The organism is Histophilus somni, assembly GCF_014202395.1.
Lineage (GTDB): Bacteria > Pseudomonadota > Gammaproteobacteria > Enterobacterales > Pasteurellaceae > Histophilus > Histophilus somni.
The window spans coordinates 117804-136550 of the sequence record NZ_JACHGQ010000003.1 but is presented as its reverse complement, the minus strand read 5'-3'; the positions used below and the strand labels follow the sequence as shown (position 1 = coordinate 136550).

Here is an 18747-nt window from a genome sequence, read left to right as displayed (position 1 = left end):
TATGTTAGAAAAAGTTAAAGATATTTATACGGAAAGTATTCAAACTCAAATTTCTTCCTCCAGCTTACTTGCAACAAAAATCGTAGAGGCAACTCAACATATTGTAAATTGCCTGCTGAAAGGTAATAAAATTATTGTCAGTGGGCATGGTAGATCCTATGCTAATGCACAATTTTTAGTAGCAAATTTACTCAATAGATATGAATTGGAACGCCCTAGCTTTCCTTCCGTTCTGTTAAGTTTGGATAGTGCGGTCGGTTCTGCCATTATTTCCGAAAATTGTCATACTATGTTGTATCAAAGACAATTTAACGCAATTGCACAACAAGGTGATCTATTAATTATTTTTTCTCCTTTCGGCAATGAAGAAACGATGCTAAATATATTGCAATGTGCATTAAATAAAGATGTACAAATTATCGCTTTAACCGGTGAAAATAACGGTCATATACAAGGATTTTTAACGGCAAATGATTTAGAAATTTCAGTACCGACCGGTAAGGAAAGTCGTATTCTTGAAAATCATCTGCTAATTATTAACACATTATGTGAGCTTATTGATTATTCATTATTTTCACATTCATAGTTCTTGACAAAAAGCCATGTTTCAACCCAAACTAGACAAAATTTCAACAAGGAGAAATCAGATGAAAATAAATAAAACGTTAGGGCTATTGCTGAGTTCAGCTCTTTTATTACAAGGTTGTGCAACAGCCACTGTGATTGGTATTGCTACCGGTACGGCAGTTGCGGTAAAAGTTGCAACGGATCCGAGAACAGTAGGTACTCAAATTGATGATGAAACACTGGAAGAAAAAGTCTTGTCAGCGATTAAAAAAGATGCACAAATAAAAGCTGAAGGGCGTGTTAATGTAGTTTCTTATAGCTCCCGAATTTTATTAATCGGACAAGTTCCGAATAATAGTTTAAAAGTACAGGCAACTAATTTAGCCAGAGGGGTGGAACTTGTTGACGAAGTATATAATGAGTTACGCCTTGCACAACCAATTACTATTGGACAAATTAGCAAAGATGGCTGGATCACTACACAAATTAAATCTAAGTTATTCGTCAATTCAAATATTAAATCAGCGGATATTAAAGTGATTACTGAAAATGGTGAAGTATTCTTAATGGGAAATTTAACTCAATCTCAAGCAGATGCGGCTGCAGAAGTCGCTCGTCATGTTTCAGGGGTAAATAAAGTAATTAAAGTAATCAAATATCTTGATTAAAGATTGACATATAGGGAAGAGATCAACATTCTTCCCTGTCTAAAAATATAGAGGGTATCAATTTGTATACCCTTTGATTTCTTGAATTCGTTCCAAAAAATTTAAGAAAGTATCTAATTAATGCAAAGCCTTTAATAACAATAATCCAAACTCCCTACGCCATCCGCAAAGCAAATCAGGTAAATCATGAGGATTGTCTTGTTTAATCCAATGCCACTTTATCAGCTGATCTAACATACGCTTAGTTGACAAAACTTCAGTCGGTAAATCTGCCGGAGTGATTTCCCGTAACGTTGCTTGTAACAATTTAATTGCTACACGATAACGATGATCATCAGTGACTCGCAAAATTGGTGGTGGATAGTCATACGCCGGTGCTTTGTTTGCTTTCTCTAAGAGTTGTAATATTTTTTTACCATGAATACGCACTTCCAGCGGAGATAAACCAATGGATAACAGCTGTGAAGTATATTTTGGATTATGTTGTGCTAATAAAATCAAATGCTCTGCACGAACAACAAAATTTAATGCAAGATTACGCTTTATCGCTTCTTCTTGTCTCCATTTTGCTAACAGCTTTAAACGCATTAATTCCTGAGAGTTTAATTTCCACGCTCCGGATATAGAAAAATAAGCATTGTCACTATCTTTTATCTGAGTATATTTTTTCAACAAATTTTCACAATCATTTTGCACCGCACTTTGCCAAGAGGTTTGAGCTAATTTTTGTTGCATACGTTGACATAATGGCAATAAATACCATACATCGGCAGCAGCATAGTGCAATTGTACGTCAGACAAAGGGCGAGCAAGCCAATTAGTGCGAGAAATCCCTTTATCTATTTCCAGCTTGAAATAATGTTTTAGCAATGTAGCTAAACCAATGGAATTGCCATGTTGCAAAAATGCCGCCATAATTTGAGTATCTAACATTGGCGTTGGCAACTGCTGAAAATAATGTTGAAAAACTTCCAGATCCTCACTGCAAGCGTGCAATACTTTTGTGACCTTTTGATTGGCTAAAAGTTGAATAAAAGGAGAAAAATCACTCAACTCAAAAGGATCTATTAAGCTCACTTGCTCACCGTCATAAAGTTGAATCAATCCTAGTTTGGGATAAAAACTTTTGGTGCGAACAAACTCAGTATCCAAAGCAATCACCGTTTTTTGTTGTGCCTGTTGGCAAATCTCATATAAACGATCATTTGTAGTAATCAATTGAAACTGCGGTGAATTTTGGATTTCTTTTATTAAAACGGACATACTTGCTAATTATCTATTATTCAATAACCTTTCTCATGGCTACATCATTGTGGGTAAAACGATACACAAAAAGTGGGCGTTTAATCGCCCACTTGATATTTATTTTTACGCATGTTTTGCCAGCTCTTCATCACGTAATACTCGACGCAAAATTTTACCTACATTACTTTTCGGTAATTCATCACGAAATTCAATATATTTCGGAATTTTGTACCCTGTAAGATATTGACGACAATGCTGGCGTATTTCATCACGAGTTAAACTATCATCTTTTTTCACAACAAAAATTTTGATTTTTTCACCTGAAACTTCATCCGGAATACCAATAGCAACAACTTCCGCTACTTTAGGATTAAGCATTACAACATCTTCAATCTCATTCGGATAAACATTAAAACCAGATACAATAATAATGTCTTTTTTACGATCTACTATGCGTAAACTATAAGTTTTATCCATAATAACGATATCACCCGTTGCCAGCCAACCGTCTTTTAACACTTCTTCCGTTGCCTCTGGACGTTGCCAATACCCTTGCATTACCTGCTCACCTTTAACCCAAAGTTCTCCAGGTTCATCAAGTTCAGCTAAAGAACCGTCATCTTTGACAATTTTAATATCTGTATTCGGTACTGGAACACCAATAGTTCCATTATGTTTAACTACATTGATTGGGCATGCTGCAATTAAAGGCGAACATTCTGTCATTCCATAGCCTTCAATAATATTGCAACCAGTCAATTCATGCCAACGAGTCGCTACAGATTGTTGGATAGCCATACCGCCTCCCACAGACAACTTCAATGCGGAAAAATCAACCTCTTTAAAGTTTTCATTATTCAGCAAGGCATTAAATAAAGTATTCACCCCTGTTATCCCTACAAAACGATGTTTTTTTAATTCTTTAATGAAACCGTCAATATCACGAGGATTAGTAATTAAAACTGCGGTAATACCTAATTCAATAAAAAGTAAACAGTTTGCTGTTAATGCAAATATATGATAAAGCGGTAAAGCTATAATGGCTTTACGCTGTTTTTTATGATCGCCTACAAAGGGTGAGGCAATCCAAGCCGCTTGAAAAATATTTGTAATAATATTGCCATGTGTCAACATTGCACCTTTTGCCACACCTGTTGTGCCACCTGTATATTGTAAAAAGGCTAAGTCAGTGCGTTCCACTTGTGGACGTACATATTGACGGTTTTTACCGACAGCCAAAACTTCACGAAATGTTACCGCACTCGGTAACTTATATTTTGGCACCAATTTCTTAATATATTTCACTACAAAATTGACCAAAGTACGTTTACCAAAAGAGAGCTGATCCCCCATTCTAGTGAGGATGACGTGCTTGATATTCGTATTAAAAACGACTTTTTCTAAAGTTGACGCAAAATTTGATACCACAACAATTGCTATTGCACCGCTATCCTGTAATTGATGCTCCAGTTCTCTCGGTGTATAAAGTGGATTAACATTGACCACAACCAAACCTGCACGCAAAGTTCCAAATAATGCAATGGGATATTGCAATAAATTTGGCATCATTAAAGCAACACGCTCACCTCGCTTTAATTTTAGTTCATTTTGTAAATAAGCAGCAAAAGCTCGACTACGTTCTTCTAATTTACGGAAAGTTAAAACCTGCCCCATATTTACATAAGCCGGACGATCAGGATGCTCACGAATAGCTTTATCAAGCATGTCTAACAAACTTTCATATTTTGAAGTATCCAGTTCCAGCGGTGAGCCCTCAGGGTAATTTTGAAACCAAGGTTTTTGCATGGTATTTATCCTCTTTAATTAACTGATATTTCTATCATTTTTACTATTTTTCTGTGAAAAATCGGGTGCATTATACTTCAATTTTTTATTTTGAGCAGATTTATTTCTCTTAGCAAAAACCTCAATGCAATAAAACATCTTTCAATCTTCCCCTATAAATCAAGATTTTCTTCAAAATAAAATTCAGCAAGTACACGAGCAATAGAAAAATAAACACATCATGAATTATTCACGTCCTGGAAGCTTCTTCCAAGTTACTTCATTACGCAAATAAACAGGCTCAACTTCTACCGCACTTATCCAGTGTTTTTGATGATAAAAAGGCAAAGCCAGAGAAAGCATATAACGGGCAGATGGTAAATCAATTTGCGTCTTCTCACTCAATCCCGCTACGGTGAATTCAGCATATTCCCAACCGGTACCGACCATTGTCCAATCTTCAATCTGGATATCTTTTAATTGAGCTAAGGCCTGCTGTGGCGAACAAACTTGTTCGTTGACTAACTCTTGCCATTGAACAAAATCAGTATTTTCCAACCGCACTTTTTCTGCCTGTAATTGACTAAAATAAACTTCGTTCATTCTGGCATCAATTGCACACAAAACTTGTTCCGCTCCATATTGCTCATAAGCCTGTTGTGCCATTGCGGTTAAATTAGAAATAGGAATCACAGGCAAATCCGCCCCAAAAGCTAAGCCTTGCACAATCCCCGCACCAACACGTACACCGGTAAAACTCCCTGGTCCACGCCCAAATACCAAGGCATCTAATTGATTTAGTTGAATACCGGACTGCACCAAAATCTCATCGATCATTGGTAAAATGCGTTTAGCATGAGTGCGTTGTGCCAACTCATCAAAATAGGTGACTTCTCCTTTGTATAAAAGTGCGACTGAACAAGCTTCTGTTGATGTATCAAGTGCTAATAAAGTTGTCATCATTCTGTTATTTCTCCTTTTTAATTTGAGCCAGAAATTGTACCACCTTGTTTAAATCTCGGGTACGTTTTGCGTTAGGCAAGCTATGTAAAAATAGTTCACCATAAGGTCGAAAAACCAACCGACTATCACAAATAATCACCGCACCTCGATCAGTAACATCTCGAATTAAACGACCAACACCTTGTTTCAGGGCAATGACCGCTTCCGGAATTTGAATATCATTGAAAGGATCTCCACCTTGTAAACGACAATCTTCAATTCTTGCTTTAAGTAAAGGTTCATCCGGTGCAGTAAAAGGTAACTTATCAATAATCACTAAAGATAAAGCTTTTCCACGCACATCAACACCCTCCCAAAAACTCGACGTTGCCACCAAAACGGAATGATCTTCTTTAATGAATTGCTCTAACAGTTTTCCTTTAGAAGTTTCCCCTTGAAGCAGAACACTTAATTGACTATGTTCACGAAAATACTCAGCTAATCCTTTCATCATCAAATAAGAAGTACAAAGGACAAAACAACATCCATTATTACTTTCAATCACCGGCAATAACATTTCAGCCAATTGATTTAATGTGTTACGATGATTAGTGACGGGTAAATAACGAGGTACACAAAATAGTGCTTGTTCGGTAAAATTAAATGGGCTGGGTAAAACTTGCTGTTCCGCCTTTTCAATACCTAAGCGTTTGCAGAAATGAGTAAACGTTCCTGCCACCTCTAAAGTTGCCGAGGTAAAAATCCAAGCGACTTCTTTAGCTTTCATTTGTTCACCAAATTTATCGGCAACGGTTAAAGGTGTAATATGTAAACCGAATTGCCTTCCCATGGTTTCATACCAATAACAAAATCCTACGATATCTGTTGCTTGTAAGCGTTGAAGCATTGCTTTCAGCTGAATAATACGCTCAAAAATACTGTCTAACGCTTGTGAACGTCCTAACCCTAATTTGATAACTTCCGCTGTAAAATCTACTTTTTCTTGTAACAAACTGAACGATTTTTCTACCGCACTTTGGCGTAAAACTTCACGCCAATTGCCTCTTAAATTCCCTTCACCCAGCAATAAGCGAAAGTCTTGCACCGCTTTTAACAGCGTGTCGGAAGCTACACCAAGCTGTGCCATATCTTTTATTTCAGTTCGATAAACAATATTAATGTCTTTACATAAATCAAAAAATTGGCGAGAAGTAATGCTTTGACCGAAATATTGACTTGCAATGTCGGGAAGTTGATGTGCTTCATCAAAAATAATCACTTCAGCTTGCGGAATTAATTCACCAAAACCACTTTCTTTCACGACTATATCGGCAAAAAATAAATGATGGTTGACTACAACTAAATCAGCATTAAGTGCTTTTTTGCGTGCAAGGGCAATATAACAATCTGCATAATGAGGACACTCTGCCCCTAAACAACTTTCTGCCGTACTGGTCAGTTGCGGTAAAATAGGGCTATCTTCCGCAAGTTCAACACATTCAGTTAAATCGCCCGTTTTTGTTGCATTATTCCAGCGACGTACGCTTGCCAAATCCGCCAACACTTCTCTATTCCCCAAAACGCCTTGAGCAATAACTTGTTCCAAGCGTTCCAAACATAAATAATTGGCTCGTCCTTTTAATAAGGCAATTTTACCGCTATAGTTCAAGGCTTTTTTTATAGTGGGGAGATCTCGACTAAAAAGTTGATCTTGTAAATTCTTTGAACCTGTGGAAATAATCGTTTTCTTTTTTGCCAATAACGCCGGGACTAAATACGCAAATGTTTTTCCTGTTCCTGTACCGGCTTCCACAACTAAAGTACTTTTTTGACGAATTGCCCGAGCTACAGCTTTTGCCATTTCCGTTTGTTCAACTCGAGGACAAAAACCGTTGATATTTTTACTTAATACGCCGTTGTCGGAAAATGTTTGAATGATTTGTTGCATTGATTTATAAATTTAAACCGCACTTTTATAGATAAGTCCAAAGTGCGGTTATATTTTGCCAAAAAATAAATTCACGATATAAACGTTACCGAATAATAACAAAATCAAATAAAAACGAAAAAATTATTTAAATCCAGCCTATTTGATTCAGTAATAACAGACCTGTAACAGAACTAAACATAGATCCAAAAGTTGTCAACCCAATAATATTCGCAGCTGTTACAGCATTGCCTCCCATTCCTCTGATCATGGCATAAGCCGCAGTTGCTAAAGGTGTTGAAGACATCAATAACACGATACCTAAATGTATACCGGTGATACCTAAAACTTTGCCAATCACTACCATAAAAATAGGTGCGACCAGTAATCGTCCGATACTCGCCCATAAAGATACCGCATTAATCTTAAATAATCCTTTCACATCAATACTGGCACCGGTACAAATTAATGCTAAAGGTAAGGTCATGCTCGCAAGATAATCAGCGGTCGTCAAGATTGCTTTTGGAAAAACCACCTGATTAAAACTTGCCAAAATACCGAGTAAGATACCAATAATTAATGGATTTTTTAAAACATTGAAAACAATTTTTTTGACACCGACTTTACCATCGGATAAAGAACGACTTAGCGTAATAACACCTAAAATATTATATAAAAAAGTTAATGCAGCCGCATAAATTGACGCCGGTGCCAACGCTAAATCCCCATAAGCATTAATGCAAAATGCTAAACCTAAAATGCCGTTATTACCTCGATAAACACTTTGCACAAAAGTGCCTCTTTCACGTTTATCGACAACAAATTTTGCGGCAAAAATCTCAGCACCAACAAATAAAATTAATGTACCAACCACTCCTACCAATAAAAGAGGCACTTGTTGGCTATAATCCACAGGATTTTTAAAAATACTTAAAAATAATAAAACAGGCAGGGTAATATTAAAAATAATTTTAGTCGCTTGTCCGCTGAAACGATCATCAATGACTCGTTTTGCTCGTAACGTAACACCCAACATCAGCATTAACAATGTCGGCAGAGTAACGCTGGTTGAAAAAATAAAGGCGGATAAGAAATCGTTATTTTGCATATTACTACTCCGGATATTTTATCTCCGTAATGACCGCACTTTGCTCACAATCCCACTGTAAACCAACAATTGTAGAGGGATAAAAACTGATAGGGCTACGTTTAGAACACAATTCTGTGACAATATCCCACACTAAAGGTAAATGTGAAACAATCAAGACCTTATCAACACCTTTATTTGCCAATACGGATAAATAATCTATCACCAAATGACTACTTCCATAAGGTGTAATACCTTCCCAAATTTCCTGTTTTGAACTTAGTTGATGATGATAAGCCTCATCGATTTTTTCAAAACTTTCTACCGCTCTTCTATAAGGACTTACCAAAACCTTATCAAAATCAGGAATAACCGTTTTTAACCAATAACCTCGTTCGCTAACTTGCAACCGACCTCGAGAGGTTAAACGGCGTTCTTTATCCGAATTAGCCATCACTTCTGCTTCGCCATGCCGCATTACAAATATTTTCATTATCCTATTACACCTAATTAGATCTAACTGCCTCAGCAATTTTTTCTGCACTGAGCTGTGCCAGTTCAGCATCCTCACATTCCACCATCACTCTAATTAATGGCTCCGTTCCGGATTTGCGTAATAAAATTCTGCCCTTGCCTGCAAGTTGTTTTTCGACCTCTGTTGCAACTGCTTTTACTGCATCACTTTCCAATGGATTTGCACCACCTGCAAAACGTACATTAATTAACACTTGTGGAAATAATTTCACCGCACTTGCTAATTCGTTTAAAGACAATTTATGTTGCACCATTTCAGCTAATACCGCCAAGGAAGCGATCACACCGTCTCCGGTAGTATTTTTATCCGCAATAATAATATGACCTGAATTTTCACCACCCAAAATCCAATTATATTCTTGCATTTTTTCTAACACATAGCGGTCACCTACATTTGCACGAACAAATGGAATTCCCAATTGCTTTAAAGCGAGCTCTAAGCTCATATTGCTCATTAACGTGCCCACCACGCCACCTTTTAAGTTACCTGAACGTAACGCCTCACGAGCAATAATAAACAAGATCTGATCGCCATCAACTTTATTACCAAAATGATCAACCATAATTAAGCGATCACCATCGCCATCATAGGCTAAACCGATATCAGCTTTTGTTTCCAATACTTTATTTTGTAATGCTTTGATATCTGTTGCACCGCAGTTTTCATTGATATTCATACCATCAGGTTGCGTACCAATTTCAATAACTTCTGCACCAAGTTCACGCATGACATTCGGTGCAATATGGTAAGTTGCACCATTTGCACAGTCCACCACGATTTTATACTTATCTAAACTTAAATGTGCCGGAAAAGTACTTTTACAAAACTCAATATAACGACCTGCCGCATCATTAATACGGCTTGCACGCCCCAATTTAGCTGATTCAACACAATCCATAGGCTGTTCCAGCATAGCCTCTATTGCTTCTTCCACATCATCAGGTAATTTTGTACCTTGTGCAGAAAAAAACTTAATTCCATTGTCATAAAAAGGATTATGTGAAGCAGAAATAACAATTCCCGCCTCCGAACGAAAAGTACGTGTTAAATAAGCAATTGCCGGTGTTGGCATTGGTCCGGTAAATGCGGCAGATAGTCCTGCAGCCGCCAACCCGGCTTCTAATGCAGATTCCAACATATATCCGGAAATACGTGTATCTTTACCAATCAAGACGTTACCCGTTCCTTTCGTGGCCAACACTTTACCTGCCGCCCAACCTAATTTAAGCACAAAATCGGGAGTAATAGGATAACTTCCTACTTTGCCACGCACACCATCAGTTCCAAAATATTTACGTTCCGCCATTTTTCGTTCCTTGATTATTCATCAACGCAAGAGAAGCAAAATTATCCTTCACTCTGTGAAATCAACTTATTGTAGAACAACTCTTTAAAACTAAGCCTGTTCTGTTGCTTGCCAAATTTTCAATGCATCTAATGTTTCATCAACATCATGTACACGCAAAATTTTTGCACCATTCATTGCCGCAAGTAATGCACCTGTCGCACTTCCTATTACTCTCTGTCCTACAGGTTTATCCAACACCGCACCAATCATAGACTTACGTGATAACCCCACTAAAACAGGAATATCCTGCTGACAAAATCGGGCAACTTGCTGTAATAATTTATAATTCTGTTGCACAGTTTTACCAAAACCTAAACCGGGATCCCAAATAATATTTTCTTTTTTCATGCCCGCTTGTAAACAAAGTGCGGTGTGATTTTGTAAAAATTCCAATACTTCCTGCCCTACATTATTATATTGGGGATTTTGTTGCATTGTACGAGGTTGCCCTTGCATATGCATAATACAAGTCGGTAACCCTAATTTTACCGCTGTCTCTAAGGCATTAGGCTCTTGTAATGCACGAATATCATTGATTATATCCATACCGACTTTAGCACTTTCCAACATTACTTCAGCTTTAGAGGTATCTACTGAAATCCAACAATCAAAACGTTTTCTTACAGCTTCAACTAAAGGCACAACACGATCCAATTCTTGCTCCAAACTTACTTCTGCCGCATTAGGACGGGTGGATTCACCACCAATATCAATAATTGAAGCACCAGCTTTCAGCATTTTTTCAGCTTGGATAAGTGCTTTATCCAGCTGAAAAAATTGTCCGCTATCAGAAAATGAATCAGGGGTAAAATTTAAAATTCCCATGATTTTAGGTAAAGTAAGATCCAAAGTTTTATTGTTTGCTTGTAATTTCATTTGCTCTGCTACGCAATCAAGTTAAAAGTGCGGTCAATTATAGCGGAATATTGGAATGAACAAAAATAAAAAAATTTTTGAGAATAAATACAAAAATAATGAATAAAACACTGAAAAACGCCCAAAGTAGCTTACCTTTGAACTCTATATTGAATGTTTATGCAATTCATATTCTTTTTTATTCTCTCGGATAAAAATCTTTACATTAAAATGATAATTAGTTATATTCCCAATTATTTACATTAATTACGATAGTCATGTGCAATAAATTTGTTAAATTCCCCCCCCCCCTTCATACATCATCACTATATTGCTTTCATCTACGTTTTATACAAGCAAATTAATCGCTCAACAATACGACGCTCTTCCTGTCATCTTAGTTCAAAATGAACAGTATGATATCGGACGTTCAACACTATTAACAAAACATATTGACCGACAGCAAGCTGACAATGCCGCAGCCTTGGTTAATGTTTTGCCCGGTGTCAATATGTCCGGTTCACCTAGACCGGGAGGTCAAAATATCAATATTTGGGGATTTGGTGATAGTGAAGATGTCCGTATTGAATTAGACGGTATACAAAAAAACTTTGAAAGATATCGTCAAGGATCTGTATTTATAGAACCGGAATTACTGCGTCGGGTGGAGGTTGATAAAGGCAGCTTTTCTACAAAATATGGGAATGGCGGATTTGGCGGAACCTTAAAATTTATGACTAAAAATCCGAGCGACTTTCTCAATGAAAATCAAAATGTTGGTGGATTTGCTAAATATAGTTACCATACGAATGATAAACAGAATATTTGGAGCGGTGCAATTTTTCTACGCAATCAAGCAAAAAATCTAGAGGGCTTATTTTACACAACCGTTCGTAATAGCCAGAACATAAAACGCCCCGATGGTTCTCGTTTCTTATACTCTGAAAATGACAATAAGAGCTATCTATTAAAAGTCAATTTTTATCCTTCAGATAAGCAACAATTGACGCTTTCAGCTGTACGCTCCAATAACTCCGGTTGGACACCATTTGCCGCTATGCGTGATAATTTACCCTCACCAAGTATATCCGACATACAAAAATGGGGAGAAGATATTGCTTGGAAAAGGAAACTGGTATACCGCAAACTAACTGATGAAAGTGTTGCTCTAGACTGGACTTACATATCAGATCATCCTTTAATTAATCTAGAAGCAAAAATTGGATGGGCAAGAACAAAACAAGTGGATAAACGTCATAAAGAGGCTGCCAAGTTCTTTGTTGCCAGTATGGGAAATGCAAGCAACACAGTATATCAAGATACTCAATTTGAATTAAATAATACGTCACAGTTTGCCACCGGTATTATGCTACATACCTTACAGACAGGAATACAATATCATCGGGGTAAACGAGATATCATGATGTGGGATCCCTCAAAATCGACACGTGCAGAGTATAATTTTGGTTGGTATCAGCCTTATTATATGCCATCTGGGGTACAATATAGACGCAGTATATTTATTGAAGATAACATGGAATTAAATAATTTCATCATCAAATTAGGACTGCGTTATGACCATGTTCGTAATGCGGGTAAAGAAAATATTGCTCCAATATATAATAATTTGCCGGCAGGGCACGATTATACAGCAAAAACCTATACCGGATGGTCGCCGTATATAGGTTTGCAATGGAAAATTTCAGATAATTTTCGTTTCTTCGGTGATTTCGGTCGCTCATGGCGTGCTCCTGTAATTGATGAACAATATGAAGTACAATATGCCAAAGCAAAAATTACCGGTACAAGCCGTAATTTGGATAAAGAAAATTTAAATGCCTTAAGGTTTGGAGCCATCCTGAATTTTACAAATCTATTGATTGACAATGACTATTTACAGTTTAGAACCACAGCATTTAATAATCATGGTCAAGACGAAATATTCAAGACAAGAGGTGTGGTTCATGATACCAAACCTATCAGTAATTATCGTAATTTACCCGGTTATGACATTTATGGTTTAGACTTAGAAGCTTATTATGAGTCTAAATATTTGTTTGGTAGCATCGCTTATTCGTACATTAAAGGTAAACGAGAGGCATCTCCTAGAGATCCCAATTTTGCCAGCAAAACTTGGATAGCAGAGATCCCTCCTCGTAAGGCAATAATTACATTAGGTACAAACCTACCCAAATGGAATATATCAATTGGTTGGCAAGGTGAGTTTTTCCGTCGCCAAGATAGATCACCTATCGATAACGATCCTGAAGCAGGGTATTGGTCACTTCCTAAATCCAGCGGCTACTCATTACATCATCTATTTGCCATATGGGAACCTAAGAAAATACACGGAATGAAGCTTTCTCTAAGCATAGACAATATCTTTAATCGCAAGTACAACCCTTATCTAAGTGCAAAAGTTTCAGGTGTTGGACGTAATGTTAAGATGAGTATTTCAATGAAATTTTAATAATAGGAAACATGACCAATTTTACTGGCTATACCTAAAAATCGGGCTAAAATCTAATGGACGAAGGTGATACTTTTTCAATTAACTAAAAATGTATCACCCCACTAACCTTTTAATAGCATTACACATGTTATTTCAGCTCTACATTATCTTTAAAAAATAAAAATTACAGAAATTTATTACAAATATTATTTGTATCAAACTAAAAGGACTGGGTCCATTTAACATACAAAATCCAGTCCTTCAATTAATCTAACTTACAACATTTTGTTTCTCTAAGTTATCTATTGTTTTATTGTTTGCTGTTAATTTAGATAAAAAAATAAGCCATAAAATTTTGTAACCTCACTCTTTCCAATATACTTCTATTCCATGCTTAGGAGATCTTTCATCTTCCGGCGGTAATGTCATATAATCACCGTAATAATCTGTTAAGTGCTGATGATAATATTCCGTTACATAAAAATATTTATTCTCAAACTTAACTTTTTTAAACGACCGAAAATATTCTTTAGGCATATAAGATTTTTTCCAGCAAGCATAATCAGATAAAAAAAGACCGATATTATCACTGTTTTTTTCATTGTACGTTTCTCTTAATCGACTGAGATTAGCTTGCATTTTTTCATAATAAATTTGTGATAATTTACCAAGTATTTTTTTACAACCGCTCTTATCTTTAGCTCGATAAAAACGTTTCCTTAAAGACTTGAACCTAAGTGTTAATCTACGATGCTTCTTCATAGATTTATACAAAATACCTAAATCACTAGGCACATAATCTAAAATAAAAATATCTATAAATATATGACTTGCCCTATGTTTTTCTGATAAATAAGTTCTCTCATCATAAATTTTAGCCATTTCCCCCACAACATCCCCATCAAAAGTTTCAATAGGAGATAGTTTATAGAAATTATGTGATAATTTATTCCAAACTGAGACAAATTTTTGGTATTCACTCCACAACATATATACATCAATATCATCGTCCCAAGGAATAAAACCTTGATGCCTAATTGCACCAATCAAAGTTCCCCCCCCCAGTGAATACTGTATATTATGTGCTTCACATATATGATGAAAATAATCCAAAATATCTAAAGAAATCATTTGTAATTCTTTTAAAAAAATTTTTTTCATAACTATACTCTCAGTCTTTATATTTTTTAATCACATTTATTTTTCAATAAAAAACTCAGTAACGATAAAAAATAAACTTTATCTAAATTGCAATAAAAATAGGGGCTATAGTAGATAGCCCCAATTATTATGTTTTTTGTAATATTATTAACTGTTCTTCCACCGTCTCGTAACAAAATCCCAAATTCATACTCTACCAAAAATAAAGAATAATTGTTTGGGGTTACTTCTGTTACATTACCGACGTTTAATCCCTTTTCCTTATTAAAAAATCAGAACCTACAACATAGTCGGAAGATTTTACTAAGCGTTGCCAAAACTACAAATAAATTTTACTCATTATTAGTCCAACCTGGAGGAGCGACAACCGGTTCTCTATTCATTAATTGCTTAATTTGCTCTTCTTCAATAGTTTCATATTTTACTAACGCATCTTTCATTGCATGTAAAATATCCATATTATCAATCAGAATTTGTCTTGCTCTTTGATAATTACGATTCACTATTGATCTTACTTCTTCATCTATCGTATGTGCGGTTTCATCAGACATATGTTTAGCTTTCGCCATTGACCGACCTAGAAACACTTCGCCTTCATCTTCTGAATATAAAATCGGTCCCAATTTATCTGAAAAACCCCATTGCGTTACCATATTACGAGCAATATTAGTTGCTACTTTGATGTCATTAGAAGCACCTGTTGAGATATTTTCTTCACCGTAAATAAGCTCCTCAGCTAAACGACCCGCATATAAAGTAGAAAGTTTACTTTCCAATTGTTTCTGGCTAATACTAACTTGATCACCTTCCGGTAAAAAGAAAGTTACGCCTAAAGCACGTCCACGAGGAATAATAGTCACTTTATGTACGGGATCATGTTCAGGTACTAAGTAACCAACGATTGCATGCCCTGCTTCATGGTAAGCAGTACTCTCTTTCACTTTATCGGTCATAATCATAGAACGGCGTTCTGGTCCCATGTTAATTTTATCTTTTGCTTTTTCAAACTCTAACATGGTAACCAATTTCTTATTAGTACGTGCGGCAAATAGTGCGGCTTCATTCACAAGATTAGCTAAATCCGCACCTGAATATCCCGGTGTACCACGAGCTAATGTCATTGCATCAACATCATCCGCCACAGGCACTTTTCGCATATGAACTTTTAAAATATGCTCACGACCACGTACATCCGGCAATCCAACAACGACTTGACGGTCAAATCGTCCTGGACGAGTCAACGCAGGATCAAGTACGTCAGGGCGATTCGTTGCCGCAATCACTATCACACCTTCGTTGCCTTCAAAGCCATCCATCTCAACAAGCATTTGGTTCAAGGTTTGTTCACGTTCATCATGCCCTCCTCCAAGACCTGCACCACGTTGACGACCGACCGCATCAATCTCATCAATAAAAATCAAACAAGGTGCATTTTTCTTCGCTTGTTCAAACATATCACGGACACGGGAAGCACCTACACCAACAAACATTTCTACGAAATCAGATCCTGAAATCGTAAAAAATGGTACTTGTGCTTCACCGGCGATAGCTTTTGCTAATAAGGTTTTACCTGTACCGGGAGGTCCAACCATTAAAATTCCTTTTGGAATTTTACCACCTAACTTTTGGAATTTGCTTGGATCACGTAAGAAATCAACGATTTCACCGACTTCTTCTTTAGCCTCATCACAGCCTGCAACATCGGCAAAAGTAGTTTTAATTTGTTCTTTCGTTAGCATTTTGGCACGACTTTTACCAAAACTCATTGCTTTGCCGCCACCGCCTTGCATTTGACGCATAAAAAAGAACCAAACGCCAATTAATAAGATCATTGGAAACCAAGAAATTAAAATTTGCGATAAAAATCCCCGTTGCTCAGGCAATGCACCATCAATTTTCACCTTTGATTTAATCAGATCATCTAATAACTTACGATCTTCTAACGGTGTAGGAAGAACTGTCGTATATTTTGAACCATCTTTTTTAGTTACAAAAATTTCACCGACCTCATTAAATTTAGTGGCTGAAACTTGGTTATTTTCTACATCGCTAATAAAAGTGGTGTAATCAATTGCGTTATTTGATGAGTTTCCGCTAAAACTCTGATAGGCTGTCATCATGACAACAGCGACTACGATCCAAAGGACTATATTTTTCACCATATCGTTCAAGGTTTGAACTCCATATTTCAGTAATTAAAAATTTTTCATAAGATACTATAAATCTATTTGGATTTAAAGTTATCAGATTAATTGGCCATTATTTATTAATAAGACAACAGACCAGTTATTTCTATCCCATATAACCCATAGCTACGATATATACCTCACGGGATCGTCCACGTGATGCCTCAGGTTTACGTACTTTAACTGTGTTAAATAATGATCGAATTTCCTTTAAATAGTCATCAAACCCTTCTCCTTGAAAAACTTTAACGACAAAACATCCATTTGTTGCTAACACTTGTTTACACATATCAAGGGCAAGTTCAACTAAATACATTGCTCTAGGAATATCTACCGCTGGCATACCGCTAAAATTTGGCGCCATATCAGACATAACCACATCTACTTTTTTCTCACCGACACGCTCCAATAAAGCCTGTAATACATTTTCATCACGGAAATCGCCCTGTAAAAAATCAACACCGACGATTGGATCCATTTCCAAAATATCACAAGCAATTACTCGACCCAGATCTCCAATTTGTCTAACAGCATATTGCGACCAACCTCCCGGTGCAGCACCAAGATCAACAACCGTCATACCATGTTTAAATAAACGATCTGATTGCTGAATTTCGTCCAATTTAAAATAAGCTCTTGAACGAAGTTTTTGCTTATGTGCCTTTTGCACAAAAGGATCTTTAAAATGCTCATTTAACCAACGGCTGGAGCTTGCTGAACGTTTTTTCTTTCCCATAATTTTTTAATTCTTGTAGCAGTTTTCGTAATATAAGGTTGTTATTTTAGACTTCAAGTATCTAAAAAACGTTAAATTAAAAAATTATAATAATTATCGATTCAACTCCACTTCTCCCCTCTTTTCAAAGTAGATAAATTCAAATACAATTAAGAATAATTATCAGTTATGAAATAAAATTTCTAATTTAAGTAAAACTTATATGCACACATTAAAACAGCAAATCGCAGATTACATTGCTCAAAACCCTCTTTCTATCACGCTTGAGATGGCGGAACATTTTCAGCAACCGGAAGGCAATATTCTTTGTGCATTACCTGAGGAATTTGTGCGAATTTTCTCTGCTGAAAGAGCGGTGGAAATTATGACTGAAATTAGCGAATGGGGAACTTTTACAACCATTATTGAAAAAGAAGGTTCAATTTTTGAAATTAAAGATCGTTTTCCAACAGGTATGGTTGGGCGTGGTTATTACAACCTCAACATGAAAGATAATGAAGGCACCTTACATGGCCATTTGAAACTCAGCAATCTCGCCCAAATCGCATTTGTCAGTTTGCCATTTAGAGGCAAAGAAAGTTACAACATCGCCTTTATTGCTAACAACGGACAAACCATTTTTAAGGTCTATCTTGGTCGTGATGAACAACGTCAGTTATTCCCGCACCAAGTAGAAAAATTTAAGCAATTTATTTAATTAACGAGGAAATCAAAATGACAGCAACAAACCGTCAAGAAGTATTACAAAATCGATTAGGCCCAGAAATTCAAGAATTAAAGGCACAAAGCAAAACCATTATGTTAGCCACCGTTGGACAAGATGGTACACCTAATGTGAGCTATGCCCCATTCGCCATTTCTAATGGAGAATATCAGGTTTTTATTTCAACTATTGCCCGTCACGCACGTAATTTACAGGAAGTACCTAAAGTTTCCTTAATGCTTATTGAAGACGAAAGTAAAAGTCGTGAGATTTTTGCTCGCCGTCGTTTATCTTTTGATGCCACATCTCGTGTGATTGAACGTGAAACCGAAGAATGGAAAGCAAGTATTGCTGTTCTTAGAGAACGCCATGGTGCATTAATTGATGAAATTAGTACTTATAAGGATTTTTATTTATTTAGTTTTAAACCGATTCAAGGTTTATTTGTAAAAGGTTTTGGTCAAGCTTTCCAAGTAAGTAATGAAGATTTAGTGAGCTTCGTTCATTTGGTTGAAGGCCATCAAAATACTTAATTTTTAATGCAAGGCAG

At 36.4% G+C, this 18747-nt stretch carries 16 protein-coding genes; 5 read left to right on the top strand and 11 right to left on the bottom strand.

Features of this window, described 5'->3' with window-relative positions; translation table 11 throughout:
• Position 1 precedes the first annotated feature (1 nt).
• The gene (locus HNR69_RS02905; protein ID WP_011608891.1) at positions 2-586 is read left to right on the top strand and encodes a D-sedoheptulose-7-phosphate isomerase; all 585 of its coding nucleotides are present in this window, start codon (positions 2-4) and stop codon (positions 584-586) included.
• A 61-nt stretch (positions 587-647) separates the two neighbouring features.
• Positions 648-1235, top strand: a complete 588-nt coding sequence (dolP, locus tag HNR69_RS02900; protein ID WP_011608890.1) for a division/outer membrane stress-associated lipid-binding lipoprotein — start codon at positions 648-650, stop codon at positions 1233-1235.
• A gap of 117 nt (positions 1236-1352) precedes the next feature.
• On the opposite strand, the gene rnd is transcribed toward dolP, so the two are convergent.
• The 8 genes from rnd to folP form a co-directional block, all read right to left on the bottom strand.
• The gene (gene rnd / locus HNR69_RS02895; RefSeq protein WP_075293779.1) at positions 1353-2498 is read right to left on the bottom strand and encodes a ribonuclease D; all 1146 of its coding nucleotides are present in this window, start codon (positions 2496-2498) and stop codon (positions 1353-1355) included.
• 105 nt (positions 2499-2603) lie between these two features.
• Positions 2604-4286, bottom strand: a complete 1683-nt coding sequence (gene fadD, locus HNR69_RS02890) for a long-chain-fatty-acid--CoA ligase FadD (RefSeq protein ID WP_011608888.1) — start codon at positions 4284-4286, stop codon at positions 2604-2606.
• Positions 4287-4511: 225 nt separating this feature from the next.
• Entirely contained in the window at positions 4512-5228 is a 717-nt protein-coding gene (tsaB, locus tag HNR69_RS02885; protein WP_011608887.1) for a tRNA (adenosine(37)-N6)-threonylcarbamoyltransferase complex dimerization subunit type 1 TsaB, read from the bottom strand.
• Positions 5229-5232: 4 nt separating this feature from the next.
• The gene (gene yoaA / locus HNR69_RS02880) at positions 5233-7155 is read right to left on the bottom strand and encodes a DNA repair helicase YoaA (RefSeq protein WP_075293778.1); all 1923 of its coding nucleotides are present in this window, start codon (positions 7153-7155) and stop codon (positions 5233-5235) included.
• A gap of 127 nt (positions 7156-7282) precedes the next feature.
• Entirely contained in the window at positions 7283-8242 is a 960-nt protein-coding gene (locus tag HNR69_RS02875; protein ID WP_135026460.1) for an AEC family transporter, read from the bottom strand.
• Positions 8243-8246: 4 nt separating this feature from the next.
• Entirely contained in the window at positions 8247-8714 is a 468-nt protein-coding gene (gene sixA, locus HNR69_RS02870) for a phosphohistidine phosphatase SixA (RefSeq protein WP_012340375.1), read from the bottom strand.
• A 13-nt stretch (positions 8715-8727) separates the two neighbouring features.
• Positions 8728-10062, bottom strand: a complete 1335-nt coding sequence (gene glmM, locus HNR69_RS02865) for a phosphoglucosamine mutase (RefSeq protein WP_075293776.1) — start codon at positions 10060-10062, stop codon at positions 8728-8730.
• A gap of 90 nt (positions 10063-10152) precedes the next feature.
• The gene (gene folP / locus HNR69_RS02860) at positions 10153-10980 is read right to left on the bottom strand and encodes a dihydropteroate synthase (RefSeq protein WP_087449194.1); all 828 of its coding nucleotides are present in this window, start codon (positions 10978-10980) and stop codon (positions 10153-10155) included.
• A 310-nt stretch (positions 10981-11290) separates the two neighbouring features.
• Between folP and HNR69_RS02855 the strand changes: the two genes are divergently transcribed.
• Positions 11291-13429 (top strand): TonB-dependent hemoglobin/transferrin/lactoferrin family receptor, encoded by a 2139-nt coding sequence (locus HNR69_RS02855; protein WP_157666561.1) that lies wholly within the window; start codon positions 11291-11293, stop codon positions 13427-13429.
• 345 nt (positions 13430-13774) lie between these two features.
• On the opposite strand, the gene HNR69_RS02850 is transcribed toward HNR69_RS02855, so the two are convergent.
• The 3 genes from HNR69_RS02850 to rlmE all read right to left on the bottom strand — a co-directional run bounded on the left by HNR69_RS02850 (position 13775) and on the right by rlmE (position 17494).
• Positions 13775-14572, bottom strand: a complete 798-nt coding sequence (locus HNR69_RS02850; RefSeq protein ID WP_075293774.1) for a LicD family protein — start codon at positions 14570-14572, stop codon at positions 13775-13777.
• A 332-nt stretch (positions 14573-14904) separates the two neighbouring features.
• Positions 14905-16734: an ATP-dependent zinc metalloprotease FtsH gene (gene ftsH, locus HNR69_RS02845; protein ID WP_075293954.1), complete on the bottom strand. Its 1830-nt coding sequence runs from the start codon at positions 16732-16734 to the stop codon at positions 14905-14907.
• A 130-nt stretch (positions 16735-16864) separates the two neighbouring features.
• Positions 16865-17494: a 23S rRNA (uridine(2552)-2'-O)-methyltransferase RlmE gene (gene rlmE, locus HNR69_RS02840; RefSeq protein WP_012340354.1), complete on the bottom strand. Its 630-nt coding sequence runs from the start codon at positions 17492-17494 to the stop codon at positions 16865-16867.
• 202 nt (positions 17495-17696) lie between these two features.
• Between rlmE and hutX the strand changes: the two genes are divergently transcribed.
• Both hutX and hutZ read left to right on the top strand, forming a co-directional pair.
• Positions 17697-18191: a heme utilization cystosolic carrier protein HutX gene (gene hutX, locus HNR69_RS02835; RefSeq protein WP_011608876.1), complete on the top strand. Its 495-nt coding sequence runs from the start codon at positions 17697-17699 to the stop codon at positions 18189-18191.
• A gap of 17 nt (positions 18192-18208) precedes the next feature.
• Positions 18209-18730: a heme utilization protein HutZ gene (hutZ, locus tag HNR69_RS02830; protein ID WP_011608875.1), complete on the top strand. Its 522-nt coding sequence runs from the start codon at positions 18209-18211 to the stop codon at positions 18728-18730.
• The last annotated feature ends 17 nt before the right edge of the window (positions 18731-18747 follow it).